We start from the raw sequence: 26,950 nt of genomic DNA, 5'->3' as shown, positions 1-26,950 counted from the left end.
GTTATGAACAAAAAACGCAGTGCCTTGATCGTGTTGTTAATTCTGCTGATCGCGGCCGTCGCATACGGGGTTTGGCATTACCAACAGCAGCAGGATCGGCCGCTGACGCTGTACGGCAACGTCGATATTCGCACGGTCAACCTCGGCTTTCGCGTCGACGGGCGCCTGGCGTCGCTGACGGTGGATGAAGGCGATACCGTTCAGCCGGGCCAGCTGCTTGGCAAGCTGGACGATGCCCCCTACCGCAACGCGCTGCAGCAGGCCGAAGCCAACGTCGGCAGCGCGCGCGCCAAACTGTCGCTGCTGCAGGCCGGCTACCGCAGCGAAGAGATAGCCCAGGTGCAGTCAGAAATGGCGCAGCGCCAGTCCGCCTTCACCTATGCCGACAGCTTCCTGAAACGCCAGCAGGGGCTGTGGGCGAAAAACGCCACCTCCGCCGACGCGCTGGAGGATGCGCGCACCGCCCGCAATCAGGCGCAGGCCAACCTGCAGGCGGCGAAGGACAAGCTGTCGCAATACCGCAGCGGCAACCGCCCGCAAGAGATTGAACAGGCCAAGGCCGACGTGGCGCAAAGCGAAGCGGCGCTGGCGCAGGCGCAGTTGAACCTGCAAGACGCCACGCTGATCTCCCCTTCCGCCGGCACGGTGCTGACCCGCGCGGTGGAGCCGGGCACCATGCTCGGCGCCGGCGGCACGGTGTTCACCCTGTCGCTGACCCGGCCGGTGTGGGTGCGCGCCTACGTCAACGAAACCAGCCTGAACCAAGCGGTGCCCGGCACCGAGCTGGAGATCTACACCGACGGTCGCCCCGGCAAGCCTTACCACGGCAAGATCGGTTTCGTCTCGCCGACCGCCGAATTCACGCCGAAAAGCGTTGAAACGCCGGACCTGCGCACCGATCTGGTATACCGCCTGCGGGTGATCGTCACCGACGCCGACGACGCGCTGCGCCAGGGCATGCCGGTCACCCTACGCTTCGCCAAACCCTGAGGCCGGCCATGGAACAGGCGCACACCATCGAGTTGGAAGGGCTGGAAAAGCGCTTCCCGTCGCTTGAGAAATCGGCGGTCGCCAGCCTGACCACCACCCTGCGCAGCGGCGCGGTCATCGGACTGGTCGGCCCGGACGGCGCCGGTAAAACTACCCTGCTGCGCATGCTGGCCGGGCTGCTGCGGCCCAGCAGCGGCAAGCTGCGGGTCGCCGGGCTGGATCCGATCGCCCAGGATCGTCAACTGCACGCGATCCTCGGCTATATGCCGCAGAAGTTCGGGCTGTATGAGGATCTGACGGTGATGGAGAACCTGACGCTGTACGCCGATCTGCGCGGCGTCACCGGCGATCTTCGCCGCCAGACCTTCGAACGGCTGCTGAAATTCACCGATCTGACCCGCTTCACCGAGCGCCTGGCGGGCAAGCTGTCCGGCGGCATGAAGCAGAAACTCGGCCTGGCCTGCACGCTGGTGGGCGAACCTCAGGTGCTGTTGCTGGATGAACCGGGCGTCGGCGTCGATCCGATCTCGCGCCGCGAGCTGTGGCGCATGGTGCACGAGCTGGCCAACGACGGCATGTTGATCTTGTGGAGCACCTCTTACCTCGATGAGGCCGAGCAGTGCCGCGAAGTGCTGCTGCTCAACGAGGGCGAGCTGCTGTTCAGCGGCGCGCCGCAGGCGCTGACCCGCCGTATGGCCGGGCGCACGGTGTTGATCGCCGCGCCCCCCGGCAGCCATCGATCGTTGCTGCAGCGGGCGATCTGCCTGCCGGCGGTCACCGACGGCGTGATCCAGGGCAAGTACCTGCGCCTGATCCTGAAAGAAGGCGAAGATCACCGGCAGCTACTGCAGGCGCTGGATCTGCCGGACGCCGAACTGAACGAAGCGGATCCGCGCTTCGAGGATGCGTTTATCGATCTGCTCGGCGGCGGCCCCAACCATCGCTCGGCGCTGGCGGAGATCATGCCGACCGTTGACGGAGAAAGTGGTGAAACGGTGATCGAAGCGGTGCAGTTGACCAAGAAATTCGGCGATTTCGCCGCCACCGATCACGTCGATTTTCAGGTGCGGCGCGGCGAAATTTTCGGCCTGCTCGGCCCGAACGGCGCCGGCAAGTCCACCACCTTCAAAATGATGTGCGGCCTGCTGGTGCCATCCGGCGGCAAGGCGCTGGTGTTGGGCATGGATCTGAAAACCAGTTCCGGCAAAGCGCGCCAACGCCTCGGTTACATGGCGCAAAAGTTCTCGCTGTACGGCAACCTGACGGTGGCGCAGAACCTGAAGTTCTTCTCCGGCGTCTACGGCCTGAGCGGCAAGGCGCAGCGCAAAAAAATCGACGAGATGTCCCACGCCTTCAACTTCGCGCCGATCCTCGATCAAACGCCGGACGCGCTGCCGCTCGGCTTCAAGCAGCGCCTGGCGCTGGCCTGCGCGCTGATGCACGAACCGGATATCCTGTTCCTCGACGAACCGACTTCCGGCGTCGATCCGCTGACGCGGCGCGAGTTCTGGCTGCACATCAACGGCATGGTCGACAAGGGTGTCACGGTGATGGTGACCACCCACTTTATGGACGAAGCGGAGTACTGCGACCGCATCGGCCTGGTCTATCGCGGCAAGATCATCGCCGCCGGCACGCCGGACGATCTCAAACAGCAGGTGGCGCGCGACGACAATCCCAACCCCTCGATGGAGCAGGCGTTTATCGAGCTGGTTCAGGGCTACGACGAGGAGGAATCACGGTGAGCGATAACCGTACCCCAATCGACGACGGCGGCTTCTCCTGGCGCCGACTGCGCGCGCTGTGCCTGAAGGAAACGCGGCAGATACTGCGCGATCCCAGCAGCGGCCTGATCGCCTTCGTTATCCCGCTGATGCTGCTTTTCATCTTCGGCTACGGCATCAACCTGGACTCCAGCAAGCTGCATCTGGGCATTCTGATGGAGCAACAGAGCGAAGACGCGCGCGATCTGGCCCAGGCGTTCGCCGGCTCGCCCTATATCGAACCGACCATCAGCGACAACCGCCAACAGCTGATCCAGCAGATGCAGGCCGGCACGATACGCGGCCTGGTGGTGATCCCGGTGGATTTCGACCAGCGCATGGCGCGCCCACACGACAGCGCCCCTGTCCAGGTGATCACCGACGGCAGCGAGCCGAACACCGCCAATTTCGTGCAGGGCTATGCCCAGGGCGTATGGCAAGTTTGGCAGCAGCAGCGCGCCGCCGATCGGGGGAGCAGCGACAAGCCGCTGATTGACGTGCAGATGCGCTACTGGTTCAACCCGGCGGCCATCAGCCGGCACTACATCATCCCCGGCGCCATCACCATCATCATGACGGTGATCGGCGCCATTCTCACCTCGCTGGTGATCGCCCGCGAATGGGAGCGCGGCACCATGGAAGCCCTGCTGTCCACCCAGGTGACGCGCAGCGAGCTGCTGCTCTCCAAGCTGATCCCATATTACTTCCTCGGCATGATCGCCATGGCGCTGTGCATGGCGGTGGCGGTGTGGGTGCTCGGCGTGCCCTATCGCGGTTCGCTGCCGATCCTGCTGCTGATCAGCAGCCTGTTCCTCGCCAGCACCCTCGGCATGGGCCTGCTGATCTCCACCCTCACCCGCAACCAGTTCAATGCGGCGATGGTGGCGCTGAACGCCGCCTTCCTGCCGTCGATCATGCTGTCCGGCTTCATCTTCCAGATCGACAGCATGCCAGCCATCGTGCGCGCGGTGACCTACATCATTCCGGCGCGCTACTTCGTCAGCACGCTGCAAACGCTGTTCCTGGCGGGTAACGTCGGCACCGTGCTGGTGATCAATCTGTTGTTCCTGATTGCTTCCGCCGTGGTGTTCATCGGCCTGACGGCCTGGAAAACCCAGCGCCGGCTGGATTGAGGAGAAAGAGCGATGTTTCATCGTCTGTTGACGCTCATCATCAAGGAAATGCAGGCGCTGCTGCGCGATCCGCAAACCCGTGCCATTTTAATCATGCCGGTGATCCTGCAGGTGCTGCTGTTCCCGTTCGCCGCGACGCTGGAAGTCACCAACGCCACCATCGCGGTCTACAGCGAAGACAGCGGCCAGGCCTCGGTGGAGTTGACCCAGCGCTTCGCCAAGGCCAAGGCCTTTCAACACGTGCTGCTGCTGCGCAGCCCGCAGGAGATAAAGACCACCATCGATAACCAAAGGGCGCTGCTGCTGATCCGCTTCCCGGCGCAGTTCTCGCGCGATATCGCCACCGGCAACATCGCGCCGCTGCAGCTGCTGCTCGACGGGCGCAACTCCAACAGCGCGCAGATCGCCGCTAACTACGTACAGCAGATCGTGCAGGAATATCAGAAGGAGCTGCTCGGCAACCGCGCCAAACCCAACAACAGCGAACTGGTGGTGCGCAACTGGTATAACCCGAATCTGGACTACAAATGGTTCGTGGTGCCGTCGCTGATCGCCATGATCACCACCATCGGCGTGCTGATCGTCACCTCGCTGTCGGTGGCGCGCGAACGCGAACAAGGCACGCTGGAACAGCTGCTGGTCTCGCCGCTCACCACCTGGCAGATCTTTATCGGCAAGGCGGTGCCGGCGCTGATCGTCGCCAGCTTCCAGGCCAGCATCGTGCTGTTGATCGGCATCTTCCTGTATCAGATCCCGTTCGCTGGATCGCTGCTGCTGTTCTACGCCACCATGTTGATCTACGGGCTGTCGCTGGTCGGTTTCGGCCTGCTGATCTCGTCGCTGTGCGCCACTCAGCAGCAGGCGTTTATCGGCGTGTTCGTGTTCATGATGCCGGCGATCCTGCTCTCGGGGTATGTCTCGCCGGTGGAGAATATGCCGGTGTGGCTGCAGGATCTGACCTGGGTGAACCCGATACGCCACTTCACCGACATCACCAAGCAGATCTACCTGAAGGACGCCAGCTTCAGCATTATCTGGCGCAGCCTGTGGCCACTGCTGGTGATCACCGCCACCACCGGCAGCGCCGCCTACGCGCTGTTCCGCCGCAAGATCGCATAAAAAAAGCTCTGCATGTCACATGCAGAGCTTTTTGATCGCCAGATACCCTAAGGCTTGAAAGACAAGGGATTTAGCGGCGGTTGCCGAAAATGCGCAGCAACATCAGGAACAGGTTGATGAAGTCGAGATACAGCGTCAGCGCGCCGACGATGGCGTACTTGCGGAAGCTGTCTTTATCATCGGCGTTCAGCTGCTCACCCATCGCCTTGAGTTTTTGCGTGTCGTAGGCGGTCAGACCGACGAACACCACCACCCCGATGTAGGTAATCGCCCACATCAGCGCGGTGCTTTTCAGCCAGATGTTCACCAGCGAGGCCAGCACGATGCCGATCAGCGCCATGAAAAGCATGCTGCCGAAGCCGCTCAGATCGCGCTTGGTGGTGTAGCCGTACAGGCTCATGGCACCGAACATGCCGGCGGTGACCACAAAGGTGCTGGCGATCGAGCTGTAGGTGTAGGCGATGAAAATGCTCGACAGCGTCAGCCCGGTCAGCGCCGAGTACAGCATGAACAGCGAGGTGGCCACCGCGCCGCTCAGGCGGTTGACCATGCCGGAAATCACGAACACCAGCGCCAATTGGGCGATGATCAGACCGAAGAAGGTGATCTGGCTGGAGAAGATGAAGTTGAGGATCGCGGGCGTGTTGGCCGCATACCAGGAAACGAACGCCGTCAGCAGCAGACCGCAGGTCATCCAGCCGTAAACCTGCGCCATGTAGGCCTGAATGCCGCTGTTGGCACGTTCGACGATTGAACCATTAGAGCGTGGATATCGGTCCATGACGGTTACCTTTTGCGTTATAAACAAGATTCCGAAGCCCCGCGAACGGGGCTTCGCCTGCTATAAGCGTACCACAGAATAGGCCGCGCGAAAGCGGCAAAGGTCTTGATTTGTTTCCGCTGTTGACGCGTTATTTAGCCGCGTCGTGCCAGCGTTGCGCGGCCTCGCGATCGCTGTCGCGAGCGTCCACCCAACGATCACCCTGGCCCGTGGCTTCGCGCTTCCAGAACGGGGCGCGGGTCTTCAGATAGTCCATGATGAATTCGCTAGCGGCGAACGCCATGCTGCGGTGTGCGCCGGTCACGCCGACGAACACGATCTCGTCGCCGGGATACAGCGCACCGACGCGGTGGATCACCGTCACGCGCTGCAGCGGCCAACGGCTGCGCGCCTCGGCCACGATCTCCGCCAGCGCCTTCTCGGTCATGCCGGGGTAGTGTTCCAGCGTCAGCGCGCTGACGTCGTCCCCAAGGTTATGGTTGCGCACCTTGCCGGTGAAGGTCACCACCGCGCCATCGGCGTCGCACTGCGCCAGCCACTGGTACTCATCGCCGACGTTGAACGGCGCTTCGCCCACGCGAATGCGGGTATTTTCCATGCTTACCCCCCGGTAACCGGCGGGAAGAAGGCCACTTCATCGCCGGCACGCAGCGGGTGATCCGCCGCCACCAGCGACTGATTGACCGCCGCCAACAGCTTGCCGGATTCCAGCGCCAGCGCCCAGCGATCGCCGCGCGCACACAGCGCCTGGCGCAGCGCCTCGACGGTCGGGTAATCCGCCGGCATCGACAGCGCGCCGGTGCCCACCAGTTCGCGCACCTGCGCGAAGAAAAGAATATCGATCATGCGTTCACCTTAAAATCACCGGATTTGCCGCCGCTTTTCGCCAGCAGGCGCACCGGGCCGATCACCATGTCTTTCTGTACCGCTTTGCACATGTCATAGATGGTCAATGCCGCCACCGAGGCGGCGGTCAGCGCTTCCATCTCGACGCCGGTTTTGCCGGTCAGCCGGCAGCAGGTTTCGATGCGTACCCGGCTGTGCTCCGTTTGCGCCTCTAGCTGCACTTCGACTTTGCTCAACATCAGCGGGTGGCACAGCGGGATCAGTTCCCAGGTGCGTTTGGCCGCCTGAATGCCGGCGATGCGCGCCGTGGCGAACACGTCGCCCTTGTGATGGCTGCCGTCGACGATCATCGCCAGCGTGGCGGGCAGCATGTCGACGAAGGCTTCGGCGCGCGCCTCGCGCACCGTTTCGGCCTTGGCGGATACGTCGACCATATGGGCTTCGCCGGCGGCGTTAATGTGGGTTAGCTGTGTCATGACTCAGGGCTTCTTCAAATGGGGTTGGAAGTTGCACGGGCGATGGCGCGCGTCCAACTGCTCTTCGATAATCCGCTCCCAGGCGGTGCGGCAGGCGCGGGTGGAGCCCGGCATGGCGAAAATCACCGTGCGGTTCGCCAGGCCGGCCAGCGCGCGCGACTGGATCGTCGCGGTGCCGATCTCTTCGTACGACACCATGCGGAACAGTTCGCCGAACCCTTCCACCTCTCTGTCGAACAGCGGCAACAGCGCTTCCGGCGTGTTGTCGCGCGCGGTAAAACCAGTGCCGCCGGTGATCAGCACCGCCTGCACGTTGTCATCGGCGATCCACGCGGAAACCCGTGCGCGGATCTGGTAAATGTCATCTTTGACGATGGCGCGATCCACCACCTGATGGCCGGCTTCCTGCGCCGCGTCCTGCAGATATTGGCCGGAGGTGTCTTCCGCCGCGCCGCGGCTGTCGGACACGGTCAGGATGGCGATATGCGCCGGAATAAACTCGCTGCTCGCATGGCTCATGGTTCAATAAGCTCCTATTGGCTGTCAGCCGCCGATAAACGACAGGTTCTGGGTGATCCCGCTGTTGCCCTGATGCAGGAAATGGGTCTGCTTCTTGCTCAGCAGCCCACTCTGGATGCGCGCCTTCAGCGCGTCGAGCTGGCCGTCATCCGCCAGCAGATCGCGCAGAGGCACCCCCTGCTCGCCGAACAGACACAGGTGCAGATTGCCGATGGAAGAAACGCGCAGCCGGTTGCAGCTGGCGCAGAAATCTTTTTCATACGGCATGATAAGACCCACCTCACCCTGGTAGTCCGGGTGGCTGAACACCTGCGCCGGGCCGTCGCTGCGGCCGCGCGCCTGGCGCTGCCAGCCCTGCTGCTCCAACTGCCGGCGAATCACTTCGCCGGAAACGTGGTGTTTGCGAAACAGCTCGCCGCCCTCGCCGGTTTCCATCAGTTCGATAAAGCGCAGCTGGATCGGCCGATCCTTGATCCAGGCGAGAAAGGCGCCAAGTTGCTGGTGGTTGACGTCGCGCATCAGCACCGCGTTGACCTTGACCTTGCTGAAACCGGCGCTGAAGGCGGCGTCGATGCCGTCCATCACCTGGCGGAACTTGTCCTGGCCGGTGATGGCGTGAAACTGGCGGGGATCCAGGCTGTCGACGCTGACGTTGATCGCCGTCAGACCGGCGTCACGCCAGGCGGCGACGTCGCGCGCCAGACGGTAGCCGTTAGTGGTGACCGCCAGGGTACGGATGGCCGGGTTTTCCCGCACGGCGGCGATGATCTCGGTAAAATCGCGGCGCAGCGAAGGCTCGCCGCCGGTCAGGCGCACCTTTTCGGTGCCCAGTTCGGCAAACGCGCGGCTGACGCGGCGGATTTCATCCAGCGACAGGAAGCTTTTCGGGCTGCCGCTCGGCTTGTAGCCGTCGGGCAGACAATAGGTGCAACGAAAGTTGCACACGTCGGTGATCGACAAACGCAGGTAATAGAACTTGCGCTCATAAGCATCAATGAGTTGCGGTACCATAACACCTTTCCAAAGTCGGGAGATGCGAGCGTTTCCCCTCTGCACCTTGGTGGCTAACTTCGCCACGGCCCAGGCGCCATATCGTTCCGGATGAACAACGTAGGCGCAGGGGCTAGGAGTTTGATTTCTCTTCCTGCTACCTTGAGTAGCCGGAATGAAACCGTGGTTTTCAGCAGAATTCTAGCGCTAATCGGCAACGATAGCCAACGCGTTAATTCGCTATATAATTGTCTATACAGCGTTTTTAGACGCCGCCTATTCGGGTAAACCATGATAAACATCGCTTGCGTGGACGAATTGACCAGAATCACGCAAATGACACTCTTTATCGCGTTTTTATGCCGGATCCGCTACCTTATGCGGGCAGTTCAGACCCTTTGTAAGGAAATTTATGCGTAATCGTACCCTGGCCGATCTCGACCGCGTGGTGGCGTTGGGCGGCGGACACGGCCTGGGCCGTGTGATGTCGGCCCTGTCGTCCTTAGGCTCCCGCCTGACCGGCATCGTCACCACCACCGACAACGGCGGTTCCACCGGCCGCATCCGCCGTTCGGAAGGCGGCATTGCCTGGGGCGATACCCGCAACTGTCTCAACCAGCTGATCACCGAACCGAGCGTCGCCTCGGCGATGTTCGAATACCGTTTCAGCGGCAACGGCGAACTGGCCGGCCATAACCTGGGCAACCTGATGCTGAAAGCGCTGGATCACCTGAGCGTGCGCCCGCTGGAAGCGATCAATCTGGTGCGCAGCTTGCTGAAGGTGGACGCGGCGCTGATCCCGATGTCGGAGCAGCCGGTGGATTTGATGGCGCACGATCACGAAGGCAATCACGTTTACGGTGAAGTGAATGTCGATCAACTGGCCCACATGCCGCAGGAGCTGATGCTGTCGCCCCCGGTCAACGCCACGCGCGAAGCGCTGGACGCCATCGCACAGGCCGACGTGATCCTGATCGGGCCGGGCAGCTTCCTCACCAGCCTGATGCCGCTGCTGCTGCTGGACGATCTCACCCAGGCGCTGCGCCGCAGCAGCGCCAGCATGATCTATATCGGCAACCTCGGCCGCGAGCTGAGCGTGGCCGCCGCGGCGCTGTCGTTAAAGGATAAGCTGACGCTGATGGAAGAGAAGATCGGCCGCCGGATGATCGATGCGCTGATCGTCGGCCCGGCGGTGGATGCCAGTGAAGTGCAGGATCGGGTGGTGATTCAGCAACCGCTGGAAGCGAGCGACATCCCCTACCGCCACGATCGCCAGCTGCTGCGCCAGGCGCTGGATCACGCGCTGGTGGGGCTGGCCGCGCGCCGCTGACCGAATTTAACCGTCTCGCCCGCGCAGCCAGGGATTATCGCTGGCTGGGGCGGGATGGCTGACCATATCGATATACAGATCTTCCACCTCTTTGCGCGCCCAGGGCGTGCGACGCAAAAACTTCAGGCTGGACTTGATGCTCGGATCGCTACGGAAGCAGTTGATGCGAATGCGCGCGCCCAGTTCGGACCAACCGTAGTGATCCACCAGTTTATTCAGCAGTTGCTCCAGCGTTACGCCGTGCAGCGGGTCTTTAGACTGGTGTTGGCTCATGTTCGGTACTCTTCGTGGTCAAATCGGGCCGCACACCATAACAGCTTTGGCGCGGCCGACAAGGAATTTTGACGCCCATGGCGCGGGCGCCGTCCAACGGTCAGGAAATCGCGATGAACTGCTCGCGCAGCTGGTGGATTTCGTCGCGCAGCGCAGCCGCCTGCTCGAACTCCAGGTTTTGCGCGTGGGTGTACATCTGCGCTTCCAGATCGCGAATTTTCTGATCCAGCGCTTTCGGCGTGAGGTTCTGCAGCTGAGCGCCGCCCTCCACCGCCTTGCCCTTGCCTTTGCTCTTGGTGCGGTTGACCGGTTGGCCGATCTGCAGAATGTCGCCGATCTTCTTGTTCAGCCCCTGCGGCACGATGCCGTTGGCTTCGTTGTAGGCCTGCTGCTTGGCGCGGCGCCGCTCGGTTTCACCGATCGCCTTGGCCATCGAATCGGTGATGCGATCGCCATACAGGATCGCCTTGCCGTTCAGGTTACGTGCCGCGCGGCCGATGGTCTGGATCAGCGAACGCTCGGAACGCAGGAAGCCTTCCTTGTCGGCGTCCAGAATCGCCACCAGCGACACCTCAGGCATGTCGAGCCCCTCACGCAACAGGTTGATGCCCACCAGCACGTCGAACTCGCCCAGACGCAGGTCACGGATGATTTCGACCCGTTCCACGGTATCGATGTCCGAGTGCAGGTAGCGCACGCGCTCGCCATGCTCTTCCAGGTATTCGGTCAGGTCTTCCGCCATGCGTTTGGTCAGGGTGGTCACCAGCACGCGCTCGTTGATCGTCGCGCGCTTGCGGATCTCGGAGAGCAGATCGTCCACCTGGGTGGCGACCGGCCGCACTTCCACGATCGGATCCAGCAACCCGGTCGGCCGCACCACCTGATCGATCAGATCGCCGCCGGATTTCTCCAGCTCATATTTGCCCGGCGTCGCGGAAACATAGATGGTCTGCGGCGCCAGCGCCTCAAACTCCTCAAAGCGCAGCGGGCGGTTGTCCAGCGCCGACGGCAAACGGAAGCCGTACTCCACCAGCGTTTCCTTGCGCGCGCGGTCGCCCTTGAACATCGCGCCGATCTGCGGAATGGTGACGTGGGATTCGTCGACCACCAGCAGGCCGTCCGCCGGCAGGTAGTCGAACAGCGTCGGCGGCGGCTCGCCCTCGGCGCGCCCGGACAGATAGCGCGAGTAGTTTTCGATGCCCGAGCAGTAACCCAGCTCGTTCATCATCTCCAGATCGAACTGGGTGCGCTGCGTCAGGCGCTGCTCTTCCAGCAGCTTGCTGTTGGCCAGCAGCACCTTGCGGCGGTCCGCCAGATCAACCTTGATCTCTTCCATCGCCTGCATGATCCGCTCACGCGGCGTCACGTAGTGCGATTTCGGGTAGATGGTAAAACGCGGCACCACCTGCTCAATCTGCCCGGTCAGCGGATCGAACAGCGACAGCCGTTCCACTTCTTCATCGAACAGTTCGACGCGCAGCGCCAGCTCGTCTGATTCCGCCGGGAAGATATCGATCACCTCGCCGCGCACGCGGAAGGTGGCGCGCTGGAAAGCCTGATCGTTGCGGGAATACTGCAGCTCCGCCAGGCGGCGCAAAATGGATCGCTGATCGATGATCATGCCCTGAGTCAGGTGCAGCATCATCTTCAGGTAAAGATCCGGATCGCCCAGGCCGTAGATCGCCGACACCGACGCCACCACCACCACGTCGCGCCGCTCCAGCAGCGCCTTGGTGGCGGAAAGACGCATCTGCTCGATGTGCTCGTTCACCGAAGCATCTTTTTCAATGAAGGTGTCGGAGCTGGGCACGTAGGCTTCCGGCTGGTAGTAGTCGTAGTAGGAGACGAAGTACTCCACCGCATTCTCCGGGAAAAACGCTTTCATTTCACCGTACAGCTGCGCCGCCAGCGTCTTGTTCGGCGCCAGTACCATGGTCGGCCGATTCAGATCGGCTATCACGTTGGCGATAGTGAACGTCTTGCCCGAACCGGTAACCCCCAGCAGCGTCTGGTGCGCCAGGCCGTCTTCCAGCCCCTCTTCCAGCTTGCGGATGGCTTCCGGCTGATCGCCGGCCGGTTTGAACTCGGAATGCAGTTTGAAAAGTTTACTCATTGCTCGGCTACCCTGTGGAGATGCGCGCGCTCAGGCGGCCAGCCGGCTCTGCGCCGGATATGGCCCCTAATTATGGAAAGTGTCGGCGATTTGCGCCAGTGCCCATGATACTGGATATAAAACCAGCTTCAAGCGGATTCGTCGCTGCACCCGGCACTGCGGCAATGTCATTGCACCGTGACGTTACAGCCGGGTGACATTTTTATTGTCAATAACAGATTTATCCCCAGAACTTGCCGCGAATTAACTTATTGATAGCACCGCGTCGAAAAATCATACATAGAGACCTGATCAATACCCCTGCGTCTTGATTTTAGTTAATATATTGATATATAAAAGTTTTAATAAAAAGACGAGAATGCGGGCAAAGCGAACAGAACCCGCGTCCGCTCTCGCTTTACAGCGTTTTTCTAAATCTAATACACAAGGTTATCCACAGGAATAGTGGATAACTCTCACCGTCCCGCCCGGGGCGGGAGTTACGGAAAGAAAGCTTTTCGCCCTTTACACCCGCTAAAATGGCTTTTTTAGTTATTTTTTCATAAAAATATCGCTTTGTTTATGCCGATTAATACTAAAAATCCCCATTGCCAAAATCGCATCGGCCCCTTTCTCGCGGATCGCTCTTGACGGCGGCACAATGCCTTGCACCATGTCCTCACCAAAGGGCACCACAAGAGTGCAAAAAACGTCCGGGTTAACTTCTCGGCGTATTTTCAGGCCACCGCGGCAGAGCGCGTCAGGCCTGGCAGAGGGTTAACAAAGCGATAACATCCCCCCTTTTCGGCCAGTAGCAAAACTGGCCTGGGAGTTGCTTTATCTTTCAGCGTGCGAACGAGGCGCGACAGCATAATGCGCTGCCGAATGCGGCGTGCAACCGCCGCCTGGCTACCCCTCGTAAAAGCGCGAGAACGACACCAAGTCGTCATAAACGTCGTTTTTCACGACATACTGACTGTCTTTCCGTCCACCGCAGACATTGCTCAGGTGAATCGGATGGACGGCATTTTGTTCCAGACATTGCCACACTCGGGAAATCAACCGCCAATGCGGCCTTTGTTGCACCCCACCAACGAGTGGATGGGCGCCTGTGTCTATGAGGAGAATGCCAAATGCTGAGCCTGAGATCGGTCAATCAATTTTACGGGCAAAATCATACCCTGTGGGACATCAACCTGGAGCTGCCGCGCGGCCAGTGTACCGTGCTGCTTGGGCGCAACGGCGTGGGCAAGACCACGCTGGTCAATTGCATCATGGGGCATGTGCCGGTGGTGAGCGGCAGCATGACCTGGCAGCCCGCGGATCAGCCGCCGCAAAATCTGCTGCTGCAACCGATGGAGCGCCGCGCCGCACTCGGCATCAGCCTCGTCCCGCAAGGGCGGCAACTCTTCTCGCAGCTGAGCGTGGAGGAGAATCTGCAGGTGGCGCAGATGGCCGGGCGCGGTGCCCCTCGCCGCATTCCGCCGCTGATCTACAGCCTGTTTCCCAATTTGCGCCAGATGCGTACCCGCCGCGCCGGCGATCTGTGCGAAGGCGCTCAACGCCAGTTGGCGATCGGTCGTGCGCTGGCGCAGGAGCCGGCGCTGCTGATCCTCGACGAACCGACGACGGGCGTGCCCCCTTCAATCGCCGCCGACATCGGCAACGTGATCCGCAGGCTCAACTATGAGTTGGGCATGACCATTTTACTGGTAGAGCATCAGCTGCCGTTCGTGCGCCGGGTGGCGGATCGTTTTTGTCTGCTCGATAGCGGGCGCACCGTGGCGCACGGCGCGCTGGCGCAGCTGGATGAGGCGCTGATCGGCGCCGGGCTGGCAGGGCAAGAAGAAGGATGAGGGAGAGCCCCCCCCTCATTGAGCGTTTATAGCAGGCTGATATCCAGATACTCCCCCAGCGGCGCCCGTTCGGCCTGCGGCAGGTGTGGTATTTCACCCAGCAGCGGCGCGGGCAGCATGCGGCGCAGCGTGGCCAGGTATTCCTGATGCCGCCGCCCCGGGGGCGCCACGTCGTTGGCGATCCAACCGGCCAGCGTCAACCCCGCCTGTTGCACCGCCAGCGCCGTCAGCACTGCGTGGTTGATGCAGCCCAGTTTAATGCCCACCACCAGGATCACCGGCAATTGTTCCTGCTGCACCCAGTCGGCGAAGGTGTACTCCGCCGACAGCGGGGTAAACCACCCACCTGCGCCTTCGACCAGCACCCAGTCGGCGCGCTGCTCCAGCCGGCGCAGGCCGTCGGACAGCCGCGCCGCGTCGATCGGCCGACCTTCATCGGCGCTGACGATATGCGGCGAGGTCGGTTCGGCAAAAACGTAAGGGTTCACTTCGTCGTAACGGAGCGCCACGCCGCTGTTGGCCTGCAGCGCCAGCGCGTCGCCGTTGCGCAGCCCCTCGGCGGTCATCTCGCTGCCGGAGGCCACCGGCTTATAGCCGGCGCTGCGGTAGCCCGCCCGGTTGGCGGCCTGCAGCAAGGCGCTGCTGGCAACGGTCTTCCCCACTTCGGTGTCGGTGCCGGTCACGAACCAACGTTTAATCACGATAAATCACTCCATAAGCCAGATGATAGCTGAGGGGGAACTGCCCCTGCCGGCACGGGTAAGCCGCCTGCAACGCGGCGAGACGGCCTCGCGACATCAGGCCGCCCTCGCGCCCCTGATGCAGATGCGTCGCCCCGATGCCCTTGAGCGAACGCATCAGCGTCATCACGTCCGGGTAGTTCAGGGTGCGTAACTCCGTGACCAGCTCGTGCCGGTATTCAGCACAGGCGGCGTGGATCTGCGCCAGCGGCAGGAAGGCGTTCACGTGGCGCTCGCCGTCCACCTGTTGCCAGGCGTCCCCCAATTCCTGCAGCGATCCCGCCGCCAACGTGGAAAACAGGATCACGCCGCCGGGGCGGGTCACGCGATACAGCTCCGCCAGCGCGGCGGGCAGATCGCTGCACCACTGCACCACCAGGCTGCTGAAACAGATGTCCATCGCCGCATCGGGCAGCGGTACCTGTTCGATATCGCCCAGCAGATAATGGTGCGCCGCCTGCCGTTGGCGGGCGACCTCCAGCATGCCCGGCGCCAAATCGAGCGCGGTCACCTGCTTGCCGCGCTCGCGCCACAGGCGGCTGAAATAGCCGGTGCCGCAGCCGGCATCCAGCAGCTGCTCGCCCGGATGGGGACTCCCCATCCCCAGTAAGCGCTCGCCAACATCACGCTGCAGCGCGGCGGCGGCGTCGTAGCTGCCGGCCGCGCGGCTGAAGGCCGAGGCGACCGCCTGTTTGTTCACCGTGTCATTGGCTGACGTCATTCAGCACCTCCAGCAGGCGATCGATATCCTGCGGCTGATGCGCCGCCGTCAGGGTAATGCGTAGCCGCGCGCCGCCCGGCGGCACCGTCGGCGGGCGAATGGCGCTCACCCACAGTCCGCACTCGCGCAGGCGGGTCGCCAGATCGAGCGCGCGCTGATTATCCCCCACCAGCAGCGGCTGGATGGCGGTGTCGGAATCCGTCAGGGTCAGCGCCAGCGGCGCCGCGCCCTGACGGAAACGCCGAATGTTGTCCTGCAGCCGGGCACGCAGTTCATCGCCCTCGCGAATGCAGGCCAGCGCCGCCTGCAGCGCGCAGGCTTGCGCCGGCGGCATTGCGGTGCTGTAGATTAGATGGCGGGCGAACTGCAGCAGATACTCGGCGGTCGCCTCATCGCACAGCACCGCCGCGCCGCTGACGCCGAACGCCTTGCCGAAGGTCGCCACCAGCAGTTCAGGGCGCACGCCCTGCTGCCAGCAGCTGCCGCGGCCTTGCTCACCGCGCACGCCGACGCCGTGGGCATCGTCCACCATCAGCCAGGCGCCCGCCGCACGGGTTAAGCGATGCAGCTCCGCCAACGGTGCGCCGTCGCCGTCCATGCTGAACACCCCTTCGGTCACCGCCAGCCGCTGCCCGTCGCAGGGTTTGGCCAGCAGATCCGCCAAGGCCTGCGGCTGATTGTGCTGGAACCGGCGCAGCTCGGCCGGCGACTGCGCCGCCGCCTCCAGCAGCGAGGCGTGGCTGAGGCGATCGGCCAAAATGCGATCGCCCTTCTGCATCAACGCCGCCAGCACCGCCTGATTGGCGGCATAGCCGGAGATGAACAGCAGCGCGCGCGGATAGCCGAGCCACGCCGCCAGTTGCTCTTCCAGCGCCTGATGCGCCACGCTAAAGCCGGTGACGTGGCCCGACCCGCCGCTGCCGACGCCGTAACGCTGCGCGCCCTGCTGCCAGGCGGCGATCACCCGCGCATCCTGGCTCAGCCCCAGGTAGTCGTTGCCCGAGAAGTTCAGATAGAGACGATCGCCGAGCCGGATCTGGCGGCCGTTGCCGCCCTCGGTGGTCTGTCGCCGACGGTAGGCGGCGTTGAGACGCCGTTCTGCCAGCGCCTGTTCGATACGTTGTTGCCAGCTCATCACAGCGCCGCGTTGTAAAACTCGGCGGTATCGGCGTTCAGCAGCTGCTTAGCCAGCACCTGCTGTTGCTGGTTGTCGCCATGTTCGGTGGCGGTCTGCTGCGGGTTCAGCCCCAGCTTGCGGAACAGCTGCAGATCCTTGTCTTCTTCCGGGTTCGGCGTGGTCAGCAGCTTGCAACCGTAGAAGATCGAGTTGGCGCCGGCCATAAAGCACATCGCCTGCGTCTGTTCGTTCATCTGTTCACGGCCGGCGGAAAGGCGGACATAAGAGGACGGCATCATGATGCGCGCTACCGCGATGGTGCGGATGAAATCGAACGGATCGACGTCGTCGTTATCCGCCAGCGGCGTGCCTTTTACCTTCACCAACATGTTGATCGGCACGCTCTCCGGCGGTTTCGGCAGGTTAGCCAGCTGCACCAGCAGCCCGGCGCGATCGCGCACCGTTTCCCCCAGCCCGACGATGCCGCCGGAGCACACTTTGATGCCGGCGTCGCGCACCTTGTCGAGCGTATCCAGGCGTTCCTGGTAGCTGCGGGTAGTGATGATGCTGCCGTAGAACTCCGGCGAGGTGTCGAGGTTATGGTTGTAATAATCCAGCCCGGCTTCCGCCAGCCGTTCGGCCTGAGTGCCGTCCAGCGTGCCCAGCGTCATGCAGGTTTCCATGCCCATCGCTTTCACGCCCTGCACCATCTGCTGCAGATAAGGCATATCGCGCTCGTGCGGGTTCTTCCACGCCGCGCCCATGCAAAAACGGGTCGAGCCGTTCGCTTTGGCCTTGCGTGCCGATTCCAGCACCTGCTCGACCTGCATCAACCGCTCCGACTCCAGGCCGGTCTTGTAGCGTGAGCTCTGCGGGCAGTATTTACAGTCTTCCGGGCAAGCGCCGGTCTTGATCGACAGCAGCGTGCTGACCTGCACCTGACGCGGGTCGAAGTGCTGGCGGTGTACGGTTTGCGCTTCGAACAGCAGTTCCAGCAGCGGTTTATCAAACAGGGCCTGGGCTTGCCCTACTGTCCAGTGAATGCGGTCAGCCATCATGGCGTCTCCAAAACGAAAAAGTGTCGCCAGTTTAAATATTGTGGATATACTGTCAACCAATCTTAATTCAATTTGGTTTACAAGTATGTCTGTGACCGCTTCCGACCTGGCGTTTGACCAACGCCATATCTGGCACCCCTACACCTCCATGAGCCGCCCGTTACCCTGTTACCCGATCGAATCGGCCAGCGGCGTCGAACTGCAGCTGGCGGACGGCCGGCGTCTGGTGGACGGCATGTCCTCCTGGTGGGCGGCGATCCACGGTTACAACCATCCGCACCTGAATCAGGCCGCCAGCCAGCAGTTGGAGAAGATGTCACACGTGATGTTCGGCGGTATTACCCATCCGTCCGCCATCTCGTTGTGCCGTCGGCTGGTGGAAATGACGCCAGAGGCGCTGCAGTGCGTGTTCCTGGCGGACTCCGGTTCGGTGGCGGTGGAAGTGTCGTTGAAGATGGCGCTGCAGTACTGGCAGGCGCGCGGCGAGCGCCGGCAGCGCATCCTGACGCTGCGCCACGGCTATCACGGCGATACCTTCGGCGCGATGTCGGTCTGCGATCCGGACAACTCGATGCACAGCCTCTATCAGGGCTATCTGGCGCCGCACCTGTTCGCGACCGCGCCGCAGTGCCGCTTCGACGAAGAATGGCGTGAAGAAGATATTGCACCGTTCGCCGCGCTGCTGGAGCAGCACGCCGGTGAAGTGGCGGCGGTGATCCTGGAACCGGTGGTGCAAGGCGCCGGCGGCATGCGCATCTACCACCCAACCTACCTCAAGCGGGTGCGCGAGCTGTGCGATCGCCATCGGGTGCTACTGATCGCCGACGAGATCGCCACCGGCTTCGGCCGCACCGGCAAGCTGTTCGCCTGCGAGCACGCGCAGGTGGTGCCGGACATTCTCTGCCTGGGCAAGGCGCTGACCGGCGGTTACATGACCCTGTCCGCCACCCTGACCACCCGCCATGTGGCGGAGACCATCAGCAACGGCGCGGCCGGCTGTTTTATGCACGGCCCGACCTTTATGGGCAATCCGTTGGCCTGCGCGGTGGCGGACGCCAGCATGGCGCTGCTGGCGGAAAATCGCTGGCAGGCGCAGGTGAGCGCCATCGAAGCCCAGCTGAAACAGGAACTGCTGCCGTTGGCGGCGCTGCCGAAGGTGGCGGACGTGCGGGTGCTGGGGGCGATTGGCGTGGTGGAGATGCGCGAACCGGTGAATGTCGCCGAGCTACAGCGCGGGTTCGTCGAGCGCGGGGTATGGATCCGGCCGTTCGGCAAGCTGATTTACCTGATGCCGCCTTACATCATCGAAGCGGAACAGCTCAGCCGCCTGACCGCCGCCGTGGCCGCCGCCGCGCGTTAATGCCTTACCAATGCTGGTCCAGATAGCGGGCCAGCAACCCCAGGCACAGCAGCCAGAGTAAAATGATCATCGCCGCCGCCATGCGGCCGGTGGGGTTGTCGACGCGTTTTTGCGCCTTCTCGCGCAGCTCGGCCATCAGCGGCTTGGGGATCAGGCGAACCGCCAGCATGATGCCCAACGGCACGATGATCACATCGTCCAGATAGCCCAACACCGGAATAAAATCCGGGATCAAATCGATCGGCGAGATCGCATAGCCGGCCACCAGCAGCGCGATCAGCTTGGCGTACCACGGGGTGCGCTTATCACGGGCGGCCAGCCACAGCGCGTAAATATCGCGCTTGATGCCTTTGGCCCAACGGCGCAGCCAGCCGAACCACGGCGTGCGTTTTTTCAGTGAAATCATGATTACTTCATATAAGAACGTAAAACGGTCATCAATTGCTCGATGTCCTGCTCGCGCTGCTGCGGCGTAGCGTCCGCGGCAGCCAGATGTTCGCGCACATGCCCTTCCAGCACCTGCGCCATCAAACCGTTGACCGCGCCGCGCACCGCCGCGATCTGCTGCAGAACAGCCGAACATTCGCCGCCGCTCTCCAGCGCGCGTTCCAGCGCTTCGGCCTGCCCTTTAATGCGGCGCACCCGCGCCAACAGCTTCTTTTGATCTCTGTGGGTATGGCTCATCATTTCCGCCTGATTGTTATTTACTATACTGGGGTATAGTATATTTCAGCACACTATCTTTTGCTGAGGAACTTCACCATGACGTCTCACGCGCCCGTTTTGCACCGCGAACACAGCCACGTTTTTGACGATGGTAACCCATTGGCCGAAAGAAACACCAGATGGGCGGTGATACTCACCGCCAGTATGATGGCTATCGAGATCGCCGGCGGCTGGCTGTTTAACTCGATGGCGCTGCTGGCCGACGGCTGGCACATGAGTTCGCACGCGCTGGCGCTGGGCCTGTCGGTGCTGGCTTACGGCGCCGCACGCCGGCTGGCCAAAGATCGCCGCTTTAGCCTCGGCACCTGGAAGATCGAAGTGCTGGCCGGTTACACCAGCGCGGTGTTGTTGGTGCTGGTGGCGGCGCTGATGCTGTTTCAGTCTGGGCAGCGGCTGCTGAATCCCAGCCCGATTCATTACAACGAAGCCATCGCCATCGGCGCGATCGGGCTGGCCGTCAACCTGCTCTGCGCCTGGCTGTTGCGCGGTGGCGGCCATCATCATCATCACGGGGATGACCACGACGACACTCATCATGACCTCAACCTGCGTTCCGCCTATGTTCACGTGCTCGCCGACGCCGCCACCTCGGTACTGGCGCTCATCGCGCTGTTCGGCGGTAAGCTTTGGGGCGCCGCCTGGCTCGATCCGCTGATGGGCATCGTCGGCGCGGTGATGGTGGCCGCCTGGGCCTATAGCCTGATGCGCGATAGCGGAAAGATTTTGCTGGATGCCGAAATGGACGCCCCCGTGGCGCAAGACATCCGCCAGGCCCTGGCCGCTTCCGGCCACGCGCTCACGCTGACCGATCTGCATGTAGGCCGCATCGGCAAAGGAAAATATCATTGCGTCCTCGCCCTGAGCAGCGCCGATCGCGCCCTCACCGCCGATCGGGTGCGCCAACTGTTGGCCACGCATCCCGAACTGGTGCATGTCACTGTCGAGATCAACCGTCCGCCGTTGGCGCAAGGGGTTGTATTGTTCCACCGAAAAGATCTAGCTTAAGGGTCCGCGTTTATCGACAACTGGGAGTCATTATGGCTTTTCGTTTGTACAGCAACGATCTGCAGGACGGCGGCACAATGCCGCAGACGCAGGTCTTCAACGGCATGGGCTACCACGGCGATAACCTGTCGCCGCACCTGGCCTGGGACGGCGTGCCCGCCGGCACCAAGAGCTTCGTCGTCACCCTGTACGATCCCGATGCCCCGACCGGCTCTGGCTGGTGGCACTGGGTGGTGGCCAATATTCCGGCCGACGTGCGTGAGCTGCCGCAGGGCGCAGGCTCCGGTAAAGCGCCGCTGCCGAGCGCCGCGCTGCAAACCCGTACCGACTTCGGCTCGACCGGTTACGGCGGCGCAGCGCCGCCGAATGGCGAAAGCCACCGCTATCAGTTCACCGTGCATGCGCTGGACGTAGAAAGCATTGAGGTGGATGAAGGTTCCAGCGGCGCGCTGGTGGGCTTTAACGTGCATTTCCACAGCCTCGGCAGCGCCACGCTGACAGTGATGTTCAACTGATCTCCCACCCATAAAAAAGCGCGGCTCAACCGAACCGCGCTTTTTCCATACTCGTCTGACCGCCGAATTACTTCGCCAGCACGCTGACCCACATCGGGCCTTTGCCCACCGGATAACGTGCCAGCGTGGTCAGCTCGCCGCTGGCCTGGTCAATTTCATGCACCGCGATGTGATCGGACTTCTGGCCGGACGAAATCACAAAGCGGCCGCTGTGATCGATATTGAAACCGCGCGGCTGCGTTTCGGTCGGATAATAGCCGACCACGCTCAGCGTGCCGCCGTCTTCGGAAACGCTGAAGAGGGTCAGAATGCTGGCGGTACGATCGCTGGTGTACAGGAAACGGCCGTTCGGCGTGATATGAATGTCCGCCGCCCAGCGGGTGCCGTCGAAGTCGGCCGGCATGATATCCAGCGTCTGCGTCACGGTGTATTTGCCGCCGTTTTCCGAAATGGCCAGCACGTCCACCGTGCCGTTCAGCTCATTGACACAGTAGGCGAACTTGTCGTTGTGGTGGAATGCCATATGGCGCGGACCGGCGCCGGCGGCGATATCCACCGCCTCCTGCACGTGCGGCGTCAGCTGGCCCGCCAGGCTCAGGTTGAACAGGCGGATGCGGTCCTCTTTCAGACACGGCACCAGCACCAGTTGGTTGGTCGGGTCGATGTTCGCCGAGTGCGGCGCGTTCAGGCCGTCAATCTGCTGAATAGGCGCCGTCACCACGCCGTCGTGGCCGATCGGGCTGATGCTGGCGCAGTTGCCGCTGTAGGAGGCGGAGAACAGGTAACGCCCCTGCAGATCGGTGGAGATATGGGTCGGGCTGCCCGGCAACGGCGCCATGCCCGCCTGCTGCAGCGTGCCGTCCGCCTCGATGCGGTAGCTGACGATGCCGAACGCCGGACGCACGCCGACGTACAGGTGGGTCTTGTCCGGATGAAGGGTCATCGGCTGCACCTGGCCCGGCACGTCAACGGTTTGCAGCAGCGCCAGCGCGCCGGCGTCGTCCAACTGCCAGACGTGGATCTGCTGGCTCTCCGGGCTGGCGACATAAACGATTTGCTTCATGTGTTCTCCTTGCAAAGGGTAAAAGAGGAACCGGTTTCAGGCCGTTCGATTGCTCCTAGCTTACCGCACATCCGTCGCATGGCAACCCTGCTTAGCACCGGATGTTCACGCGGTTTTCTCCGTTGGCTATCCGGTGTACCATCGGATTTATAACTGTATGTAAATACAGTGCTTTTATATAAAAACCAATCACATCAACATGTAATGCACTAATTAAATTGCTTTATTTTAATGCATTACAATCGGCTTTAATGTATTTTCCCATCATCAGCACCCCTAACAGCACCCCCAAAGCACCCCACAAAGTGGTTACTCTATGGCCTATTACAGCATCGAAAAAAGAACCAAGGCAGACGGTACAACCAGGTATAGATGCACAGTCGGTGTACGTGAAAAAGGTCGCTATGTGTTTCGTGAAAACAGAACCTTCACCAAGCAAGCCCACGCCAAGACGTGGGGGATTAACCGTGTAGCCGAATTGGAAAGGAATGGTATCCCAAATGCAAGTGATGCCGACAAGATCACCGTTGCTGAACTCATTCAAAAATACATCGATGATCCGAAAACAGGCGGCAAAGCTGGAAAGGATAAAACGTCAATCCTTAACAAATTACTCACGTCAGAAATAGGTGGATCAACTCTTTCAAAGCTGCAAGCAAACGACATCATCGATCACTGCAGAAGCCGCGTTGCTTCAGGCTCCTCGCCTTCGACGGTTTCACATGACTTGAGCTACCTAGGCACAGTATTAAAAGCAGCAAAACCTATTTATGGCATTGACTACACATCTAACCCTATCGATGAGGCTAGACCCCTGCTGTCCAATATGGGTTTGATCTCGAAATCCAATAGGCGATCCCGTCGGCCTGATAAAAATGAGATCAAGACTCTCACTGAAGAGCTTTTAAAAAGGCAAGAAAACCCTCGTTCAAGAATACCCTTTGTGGATATTTTTAATTTTTCTATCCTGTCATGTATGCGTATTGGCGAAATTTGCCGCATAGAGTGGGATGATGTTGACCATGTTCAAAAGTCTGTGCTGGTAAGAAACAGGAAGGATCCAAGAAAGAAGATAGGTAACCATATGAGCGTCCCTCTCTTGGGAGAAGCTTGGGAAATCGTCATGCGGCAGAAAAGAACATCAAAGTTCATTTTCCCGTTTAACGAAAAATCCATCAGTGTGGCTTTTGTACAAGTGAAAGATAAGCTTGGGATAGAAGACCTGCGATACCACGATCTTAGAAGAGAGGGGGCCAGTAGGCTTTTTGAGGCAGGATTTAGTATTGAAGAAGTTGCCCAAGTGACTGGCCACAAAAATCTTAATACGCTTTGGCAAGTCTATACAGAGCTGTATCCAAAATCGCTTCATGAGAAGTTCGCAGCGCTACAGGAGGCCAAGAAAATCAATGGGCAGCCTTAAAATAAATGGGCGTCAGATTTTTCTTCTGACAGAAAACGACCGGTACCCGTCACCAACGATCAACAGCCCTCCCATGTTCGCATTGCGTGAAGATGAGGAAGGAAAGTTCTGGGTCTACTTTCTGCATAAAGGACGCTGGCCACTCATATCAGAAACTCCATTCGCAACCCAAGGTAGCGCTGTTGAGGCTGCGATGGAGTTTGACTACTACAAGCTTTTTAAATAGCCGGCTTAAACTTCAACGCGGCACGGCTTTAACATCAAGATAGTGATACCCCCACTCGGTAAACGTAGTTTCTTCCGCTGCCGAAATTTTCCTTGTGAGCAGCGCTGCTGCAAACACTTCAATATCACGCGTGCCAGGTGTGCCAGTGTTTTGCCCAATTGAGCCTACTCGCGGTGGAGCCCCTCGCTGAATTGACGTCGCCGAGTTAATAGGTAGCGTCGCCTGAGTAGCCTGACCGTTAACGATAATACGCATGACATTTTCAGCAGCAGAATAACTCCCAATGATGACGATAGGCTTGTCCGTGATTGGGATGCTGATTGATAGCTGTGTAGTTGTACCTGTTCCCGGCGTTCCTGGCGGCTGCGATGTTTGCGTTACCGCGAGCGTGACGTTCATTTTTCCATCGTCACCATGATCAGAAAAATACAGCGATGTTCCGTTAGTGCCACCATCTGGCCCATTGCTCAGGTTATTTGAGATGATGAATTCGTTACCGATCTTCTGGTTTGCAAGAGTCCGCGACGTTTTAGCAATAGCGAAGAATGTCATTGCATACACCTGTGCCACCTGGGTATCAATGAAGTTTTGCTTAAGGCGGAAAAGTGCGCTATTGGTATTGCGCACTGGTGTGCCAGTAACGATGCCGCCTGGCATGTTACGCGAAAGGTTCTGCTCAAGTTTTTCCGTAGTCCCGAAAAGATTGATGTACCCCCAGCCGCCTAACGTTTCATCCAGTGGTGGTTTGAACCATGCGCGAGTTGATCCCCAGTCTGCCTCTGGTACGCGAACTGAAATTCCTGTGGTCATGAAATAATCTCCGGGTAAATGATTTGCGCTAAAGCAAAGTTATTCTGTGGGTATGGCTTATCTACCAAGGCTGGAATGTTTGTTTCTGGGTATTTTGTCTCAGTATATTTGTATGAATACAGGGATTCAGAATCATCAGAATCGCATACATTACCTTGGCCATCGTAAGTGGCCTTTGGAGCATAGGTTATTTTCAGTTGCCCTACAGGCACGCGATTAAGTTCGGCGCTAACGATCGTATCAGCAGCGATCTTTACATTGTAAATAGTCAAATCCCCAGCATCGTCTTTTGCTAAGAAACCTTTGTTGGCAAAAATAACACCACCAGCAGCCTCATTAGTTAAGTAATACGTTGGCTTAAACTGTAATGGTGGCTCCCAAACACGGTAGCCAAACAGGCAAGTAGTACCATAACATTTAGCCCAAATAATTTTATTTGAAAAGAATGCTTGGCGACGATCTAGCACCATGTGCATAGCTTTTCCGAAAAACATAGACGCCCAGCGTATGCCATTATTGTCACGGTGTGATGCTTTATCAGTCTCAAAATATGACGGCTTGCACAAAGTGATGTTTTCGTGTTCTTCGTCAAGTTCGATTTGGGCCTGACCGATGGATTGATTGGTGCTATCGAAAGTCCACCAGCCACCAGTTTGCTCTGTGAACACCGCCAGTTTATCTCCGCGACCAAAGATGGAGCGCCCGGCATCTTCAACGTCATTGATCAATGTAAGAAACTTCTGCTTCCACTCATCCTTATTCGGCGTTGATTCTGGTTTGCTTGCGTCGTAGTCGTACTCATTGCCACTATACATAAACGTTACTAGTGCGGCTGTGTCACCGGCAGGAAGGTTATTTTTTATGAGTTGCAAAGCGCGTACAACACGGTTTTCGAAGTGGCCTGTACTAGCACCTTTCGATAGCTGTTTTATGGTTCGACCAGGAACCGCAGCATTGATAACAATAATTTTTCTCTCGTTATCAACAAAAATCCCACGATACTTTCGCTGTAAAACGCGTTGGAAGTTTACTGCAGCAACAGTGATTTCTTCACCTGGGTTATTTGCACCTCTCTCCAATACGTCAATATCAGCGTCGTTCATCGCTACAGATGGGCTTCCAGTTGTCTGCGTCACTGAAACCAAGTCTTTTAGCACCGCCGAACCAAGGGGATTGTACGTGCCCTCTATTGAGTTTCCGCGTACAGAATCACCAAGCATTAAAACATTACCTGGCTCAATTGGTTCACGTGTCTGATCTCTCCACGCCTGCCACCCGCTCATAAAGCTTTGACCGTACCCGATATAGATATTCCATTGATAAACAGGTGCGGCGATAGAGCTGCTGATTGGTTTCTTAAGCGACTGCGCATATAGCTTGTTCTGCATGTCCATCACTTCAAGTGAGTAATCAGGCTTGCTGTTATTAATGGATGTATCGATCAGCACGTTACCGATGCCGTCATAAACAATAATGTTACCGCTGGTGTTGGTCATGACAGAATACCCGCCACAAGAGAAACCATCTTTGGATATGTTAAACGCGCTTGAGCCCATCCCACCATTCAGCAGGAATTCGAACAATACGTTTCCGATACTGTCCTGTAGTAACGCGCCGTATTCATTTGTCTGAAATGTCTGAAGGATGTTTGATATTTTTTCAATTGCACTGGCATCTGCGATTGATTTACCAGTTGATACCAAAGTCCCATTGTTATTCTTATAAAAAATTATTGCCTTATCATCATCTGGAGAGATGACAGATATTACTGCATTATTTGGTACATTCCCGTTATTAACATCAGTTTGAGCAAGCTCAAGAGTCGCATACGGGTCACTTAAAAGAGATGCGTACTTTACCACTGCATGCCACGTTTCAAGCGGTATACCTAACCGGCTAGGTTCTTTATCATTATCAGAATTTAAAAGCTTATCTAATACAGAGGCGTTATCAAATAAATCTCTTGGATCTGAAGATCCATCTGGCCCTATAGGGTTATTGGTATTAAATCTGGTCATCTT

Annotated in this window: 29 protein-coding genes and 1 riboswitch; of the genes, 11 read left to right on the top strand and 18 right to left on the bottom strand. The window is 59.6% G+C overall.

Features of this window, described 5'->3' with window-relative positions; genetic code table 11:
- The first annotated feature begins 3 nt into the window (after positions 1–3).
- The 4 genes from hlyD to WA302_RS02955 are packed head-to-tail and all read left to right on the top strand — an operon-like array spanning position 4 to position 5,005.
- On the top strand, positions 4–990 hold the full coding sequence (hlyD, locus tag WA302_RS02970) for a secretion protein HlyD (protein WP_089195622.1): 987 nt from the start codon (positions 4–6) through the stop codon (positions 988–990).
- An 8-nt stretch (positions 991–998) separates the two neighbouring features.
- Positions 999–2,735, top strand: coding sequence for an ATP-binding cassette domain-containing protein (locus WA302_RS02965; protein ID WP_336062766.1), 1,737 nt, complete (start codon positions 999–1,001; stop codon positions 2,733–2,735).
- Positions 2,732–3,886 (top strand): ABC transporter permease, encoded by a 1,155-nt coding sequence (locus WA302_RS02960; protein ID WP_043136708.1) that lies wholly within the window; start codon positions 2,732–2,734, stop codon positions 3,884–3,886. The genes WA302_RS02965 and WA302_RS02960 overlap by 4 nt, the downstream gene beginning before the upstream one ends.
- A gap of 12 nt (positions 3,887–3,898) precedes the next feature.
- Positions 3,899–5,005, top strand: coding sequence for an ABC transporter permease (locus tag WA302_RS02955; protein WP_099816708.1), 1,107 nt, complete (start codon positions 3,899–3,901; stop codon positions 5,003–5,005).
- A gap of 70 nt (positions 5,006–5,075) precedes the next feature.
- On the opposite strand, the gene WA302_RS02950 is transcribed toward WA302_RS02955, so the two are convergent.
- The 6 genes from WA302_RS02950 to moaA form a co-directional block, all read right to left on the bottom strand.
- A complete protein-coding gene (locus WA302_RS02950; protein ID WP_033637508.1) occupies positions 5,076–5,786 on the bottom strand; it encodes a Bax inhibitor-1/YccA family protein in 711 nt (236 codons plus the stop codon).
- A gap of 130 nt (positions 5,787–5,916) precedes the next feature.
- Positions 5,917–6,384: a molybdopterin synthase catalytic subunit MoaE gene (gene moaE / locus WA302_RS02945; RefSeq protein ID WP_004939764.1), complete on the bottom strand. Its 468-nt coding sequence runs from the start codon at positions 6,382–6,384 to the stop codon at positions 5,917–5,919.
- A 2-nt stretch (positions 6,385–6,386) separates the two neighbouring features.
- On the bottom strand, positions 6,387–6,632 hold the full coding sequence (gene moaD / locus WA302_RS02940) for a molybdopterin synthase sulfur carrier subunit (RefSeq protein ID WP_004939768.1): 246 nt from the start codon (positions 6,630–6,632) through the stop codon (positions 6,387–6,389).
- Positions 6,629–7,108, bottom strand: a complete 480-nt coding sequence (moaC, locus tag WA302_RS02935; protein ID WP_025301929.1) for a cyclic pyranopterin monophosphate synthase MoaC — start codon at positions 7,106–7,108, stop codon at positions 6,629–6,631. Before moaC ends, moaD begins: the two co-directional genes overlap by 4 nt.
- Positions 7,109–7,111: 3 nt before the next feature.
- Positions 7,112–7,627 carry a molybdenum cofactor biosynthesis protein B gene (gene moaB / locus WA302_RS02930; protein ID WP_025301928.1) on the bottom strand — a complete coding sequence of 172 codons (516 nt, stop codon included), beginning with the start codon at positions 7,625–7,627 and terminating at the stop codon, positions 7,112–7,114.
- A gap of 24 nt (positions 7,628–7,651) precedes the next feature.
- On the bottom strand, positions 7,652–8,638 hold the full coding sequence (gene moaA, locus WA302_RS02925) for a GTP 3',8-cyclase MoaA (protein ID WP_004939778.1): 987 nt from the start codon (positions 8,636–8,638) through the stop codon (positions 7,652–7,654).
- Positions 8,625–8,769: riboswitch (molybdenum cofactor riboswitch) on the bottom strand. Its footprint overlaps the gene before it by 14 nt.
- A gap of 260 nt (positions 8,770–9,029) precedes the next feature.
- Between moaA and WA302_RS02920 the strand changes: the two genes are divergently transcribed.
- Positions 9,030–9,947: a gluconeogenesis factor YvcK family protein gene (locus WA302_RS02920; RefSeq protein WP_049203797.1), complete on the top strand. Its 918-nt coding sequence runs from the start codon at positions 9,030–9,032 to the stop codon at positions 9,945–9,947.
- Between the two features lie 6 nt (positions 9,948–9,953).
- Here the strand turns inward: WA302_RS02920 and WA302_RS02915 are convergent, their stop codons facing one another.
- The 3 genes from WA302_RS02915 to WA302_RS02905 form a co-directional block, all read right to left on the bottom strand.
- Positions 9,954–10,220, bottom strand: a complete 267-nt coding sequence (locus WA302_RS02915; RefSeq protein ID WP_004939783.1) for a VF530 family DNA-binding protein — start codon at positions 10,218–10,220, stop codon at positions 9,954–9,956.
- A 100-nt stretch (positions 10,221–10,320) separates the two neighbouring features.
- The gene (gene uvrB, locus WA302_RS02910; RefSeq protein ID WP_025301925.1) at positions 10,321–12,333 is read right to left on the bottom strand and encodes an excinuclease ABC subunit UvrB; all 2,013 of its coding nucleotides are present in this window, start codon (positions 12,331–12,333) and stop codon (positions 10,321–10,323) included.
- A 531-nt stretch (positions 12,334–12,864) separates the two neighbouring features.
- Complete coding sequence (locus WA302_RS02905) at positions 12,865–12,987, bottom strand: hypothetical protein (protein ID WP_256376328.1); 123 nt, start codon at positions 12,985–12,987, stop codon at positions 12,865–12,867.
- Between the two features lie 458 nt (positions 12,988–13,445).
- Here WA302_RS02905 and WA302_RS02900 point away from each other — a divergent pair, with 458 nt between their 5' ends.
- Positions 13,446–14,168, top strand: a complete 723-nt coding sequence (locus tag WA302_RS02900; RefSeq protein ID WP_049295191.1) for an ATP-binding cassette domain-containing protein — start codon at positions 13,446–13,448, stop codon at positions 14,166–14,168.
- Positions 14,169–14,194: 26 nt separating this feature from the next.
- Here the strand turns inward: WA302_RS02900 and bioD are convergent, their stop codons facing one another.
- The 4 genes from bioD to bioB are packed head-to-tail and all read right to left on the bottom strand — an operon-like array spanning position 14,195 to position 17,801.
- Positions 14,195–14,869 (bottom strand): dethiobiotin synthase, encoded by a 675-nt coding sequence (gene bioD, locus WA302_RS02895; protein WP_049208969.1) that lies wholly within the window; start codon positions 14,867–14,869, stop codon positions 14,195–14,197.
- The gene (gene bioC, locus WA302_RS02890) at positions 14,862–15,629 is read right to left on the bottom strand and encodes a malonyl-ACP O-methyltransferase BioC (protein ID WP_099816707.1); all 768 of its coding nucleotides are present in this window, start codon (positions 15,627–15,629) and stop codon (positions 14,862–14,864) included. The genes bioD and bioC overlap by 8 nt, the downstream gene beginning before the upstream one ends.
- Positions 15,613–16,764, bottom strand: coding sequence for an 8-amino-7-oxononanoate synthase (gene bioF, locus WA302_RS02885; protein ID WP_025301919.1), 1,152 nt, complete (start codon positions 16,762–16,764; stop codon positions 15,613–15,615). The genes bioC and bioF overlap by 17 nt, the downstream gene beginning before the upstream one ends.
- A complete protein-coding gene (bioB, locus tag WA302_RS02880; protein ID WP_025301918.1) occupies positions 16,764–17,801 on the bottom strand; it encodes a biotin synthase BioB in 1,038 nt (345 codons plus the stop codon). Before bioB ends, bioF begins: the two co-directional genes overlap by 1 nt.
- 88 nt (positions 17,802–17,889) lie before the next feature.
- Between bioB and bioA the strand changes: the two genes are divergently transcribed.
- Positions 17,890–19,164 carry an adenosylmethionine--8-amino-7-oxononanoate transaminase gene (gene bioA / locus WA302_RS02875; protein WP_049208971.1) on the top strand — a complete coding sequence of 425 codons (1,275 nt, stop codon included), beginning with the start codon at positions 17,890–17,892 and terminating at the stop codon, positions 19,162–19,164.
- A 4-nt stretch (positions 19,165–19,168) separates the two neighbouring features.
- Here the strand turns inward: bioA and WA302_RS02870 are convergent, their stop codons facing one another.
- Positions 19,169–19,570, bottom strand: coding sequence for a YkvA family protein (locus WA302_RS02870; protein ID WP_025301916.1), 402 nt, complete (start codon positions 19,568–19,570; stop codon positions 19,169–19,171).
- A gap of 2 nt (positions 19,571–19,572) precedes the next feature.
- Positions 19,573–19,848 (bottom strand): metal/formaldehyde-sensitive transcriptional repressor, encoded by a 276-nt coding sequence (locus WA302_RS02865; protein ID WP_025301915.1) that lies wholly within the window; start codon positions 19,846–19,848, stop codon positions 19,573–19,575.
- A 78-nt stretch (positions 19,849–19,926) separates the two neighbouring features.
- Between WA302_RS02865 and dmeF the strand changes: the two genes are divergently transcribed.
- The gene (gene dmeF / locus WA302_RS02860; RefSeq protein ID WP_099816706.1) at positions 19,927–20,895 is read left to right on the top strand and encodes a CDF family Co(II)/Ni(II) efflux transporter DmeF; all 969 of its coding nucleotides are present in this window, start codon (positions 19,927–19,929) and stop codon (positions 20,893–20,895) included.
- A 32-nt stretch (positions 20,896–20,927) separates the two neighbouring features.
- Complete coding sequence (locus WA302_RS02855) at positions 20,928–21,410, top strand: kinase inhibitor (protein WP_099816705.1); 483 nt, start codon at positions 20,928–20,930, stop codon at positions 21,408–21,410.
- A gap of 67 nt (positions 21,411–21,477) precedes the next feature.
- On the opposite strand, the gene pgl is transcribed toward WA302_RS02855, so the two are convergent.
- A complete protein-coding gene (gene pgl / locus WA302_RS02850; RefSeq protein ID WP_025301912.1) occupies positions 21,478–22,473 on the bottom strand; it encodes a 6-phosphogluconolactonase in 996 nt (331 codons plus the stop codon).
- Between the two features lie 316 nt (positions 22,474–22,789).
- On the opposite strand from pgl, the gene WA302_RS02845 reads away from it, so the two are divergent.
- Both WA302_RS02845 and WA302_RS02840 read left to right on the top strand, forming a co-directional pair.
- The gene (locus WA302_RS02845; protein ID WP_336062744.1) at positions 22,790–23,893 is read left to right on the top strand and encodes a tyrosine-type recombinase/integrase; all 1,104 of its coding nucleotides are present in this window, start codon (positions 22,790–22,792) and stop codon (positions 23,891–23,893) included.
- Positions 23,880–24,119 (top strand): hypothetical protein, encoded by a 240-nt coding sequence (locus WA302_RS02840; protein WP_336062743.1) that lies wholly within the window; start codon positions 23,880–23,882, stop codon positions 24,117–24,119. The genes WA302_RS02845 and WA302_RS02840 overlap by 14 nt, the downstream gene beginning before the upstream one ends.
- 12 nt (positions 24,120–24,131) lie before the next feature.
- Here the strand turns inward: WA302_RS02840 and WA302_RS02835 are convergent, their stop codons facing one another.
- Both WA302_RS02835 and WA302_RS02830 read right to left on the bottom strand, forming a co-directional pair.
- Entirely contained in the window at positions 24,132–24,929 is a 798-nt protein-coding gene (locus WA302_RS02835; RefSeq protein WP_336062742.1) for a hypothetical protein, read from the bottom strand.
- Entirely contained in the window at positions 24,926–26,947 is a 2,022-nt protein-coding gene (locus tag WA302_RS02830; RefSeq protein WP_336062741.1) for a hypothetical protein, read from the bottom strand. The genes WA302_RS02835 and WA302_RS02830 overlap by 4 nt, the downstream gene beginning before the upstream one ends.
- Between the last annotated feature and the right edge of the window lie 3 nt (positions 26,948–26,950).

The sequence above is a fragment of the Serratia sp. 201 genome (genome assembly GCF_037027545.1).
GTDB lineage: Bacteria > Pseudomonadota > Gammaproteobacteria > Enterobacterales > Enterobacteriaceae > Serratia > Serratia bockelmannii.
Note: the sequence above shows the minus strand (reverse complement) of the source record. Positions and strands in the feature narration are given on the sequence as shown.

Bases quoted from the DNA above. Each gene is read 5' to 3' on its own strand.
- hlyD (WP_089195622.1), top strand. From the start codon at position 4: ATGAACAAAAAACGCAGTGCCTTGATCGTGTTGTTAATTCTGCTGATC.
- WA302_RS02965 (WP_336062766.1), top strand. From the start codon at position 999: ATGGAACAGGCGCACACCATCGAGTTGGAAGGGCTGGAAAAGCGCTTC.
- WA302_RS02955 (WP_099816708.1), top strand. From the start codon at position 3,899: ATGTTTCATCGTCTGTTGACGCTCATCATCAAGGAAATGCAGGCGCTG.
- WA302_RS02950 (WP_033637508.1), bottom strand. From the start codon at position 5,786: ATGGACCGATATCCACGCTCTAATGGTTCAATCGTCGAACGTGCCAAC.
- moaE (WP_004939764.1), bottom strand. From the start codon at position 6,384: ATGGAAAATACCCGCATTCGCGTGGGCGAAGCGCCGTTCAACGTCGGC.
- moaD (WP_004939768.1), bottom strand. From the start codon at position 6,632: ATGATCGATATTCTTTTCTTCGCGCAGGTGCGCGAACTGGTGGGCACC.
- moaC (WP_025301929.1), bottom strand. From the start codon at position 7,108: ATGACACAGCTAACCCACATTAACGCCGCCGGCGAAGCCCATATGGTC.
- moaB (WP_025301928.1), bottom strand. From the start codon at position 7,627: ATGAGCCATGCGAGCAGCGAGTTTATTCCGGCGCATATCGCCATCCTG.
- moaA (WP_004939778.1), bottom strand. From the start codon at position 8,638: ATGGTACCGCAACTCATTGATGCTTATGAGCGCAAGTTCTATTACCTG.
- WA302_RS02920 (WP_049203797.1), top strand. From the start codon at position 9,030: ATGCGTAATCGTACCCTGGCCGATCTCGACCGCGTGGTGGCGTTGGGC.
- WA302_RS02915 (WP_004939783.1), bottom strand. From the start codon at position 10,220: ATGAGCCAACACCAGTCTAAAGACCCGCTGCACGGCGTAACGCTGGAG.
- uvrB (WP_025301925.1), bottom strand. From the start codon at position 12,333: ATGAGTAAACTTTTCAAACTGCATTCCGAGTTCAAACCGGCCGGCGAT.
- WA302_RS02905 (WP_256376328.1), bottom strand. From the start codon at position 12,987: ATGGTGCAAGGCATTGTGCCGCCGTCAAGAGCGATCCGCGAGAAAGGG.
- WA302_RS02900 (WP_049295191.1), top strand. From the start codon at position 13,446: ATGCTGAGCCTGAGATCGGTCAATCAATTTTACGGGCAAAATCATACC.
- bioC (WP_099816707.1), bottom strand. From the start codon at position 15,629: ATGACGTCAGCCAATGACACGGTGAACAAACAGGCGGTCGCCTCGGCC.
- bioF (WP_025301919.1), bottom strand. From the start codon at position 16,764: ATGAGCTGGCAACAACGTATCGAACAGGCGCTGGCAGAACGGCGTCTC.
- bioB (WP_025301918.1), bottom strand. From the start codon at position 17,801: ATGGCTGACCGCATTCACTGGACAGTAGGGCAAGCCCAGGCCCTGTTT.
- bioA (WP_049208971.1), top strand. From the start codon at position 17,890: ATGTCTGTGACCGCTTCCGACCTGGCGTTTGACCAACGCCATATCTGG.
- WA302_RS02870 (WP_025301916.1), bottom strand. From the start codon at position 19,570: ATGATTTCACTGAAAAAACGCACGCCGTGGTTCGGCTGGCTGCGCCGT.
- WA302_RS02865 (WP_025301915.1), bottom strand. From the start codon at position 19,848: ATGAGCCATACCCACAGAGATCAAAAGAAGCTGTTGGCGCGGGTGCGC.
- dmeF (WP_099816706.1), top strand. From the start codon at position 19,927: ATGACGTCTCACGCGCCCGTTTTGCACCGCGAACACAGCCACGTTTTT.
- WA302_RS02855 (WP_099816705.1), top strand. From the start codon at position 20,928: ATGGCTTTTCGTTTGTACAGCAACGATCTGCAGGACGGCGGCACAATG.
- pgl (WP_025301912.1), bottom strand. From the start codon at position 22,473: ATGAAGCAAATCGTTTATGTCGCCAGCCCGGAGAGCCAGCAGATCCAC.
- WA302_RS02845 (WP_336062744.1), top strand. From the start codon at position 22,790: ATGGCCTATTACAGCATCGAAAAAAGAACCAAGGCAGACGGTACAACC.
- WA302_RS02840 (WP_336062743.1), top strand. From the start codon at position 23,880: ATGGGCAGCCTTAAAATAAATGGGCGTCAGATTTTTCTTCTGACAGAA.
- WA302_RS02835 (WP_336062742.1), bottom strand. From the start codon at position 24,929: ATGACCACAGGAATTTCAGTTCGCGTACCAGAGGCAGACTGGGGATCA.
- WA302_RS02830 (WP_336062741.1), bottom strand. From the start codon at position 26,947: ATGACCAGATTTAATACCAATAACCCTATAGGGCCAGATGGATCTTCA.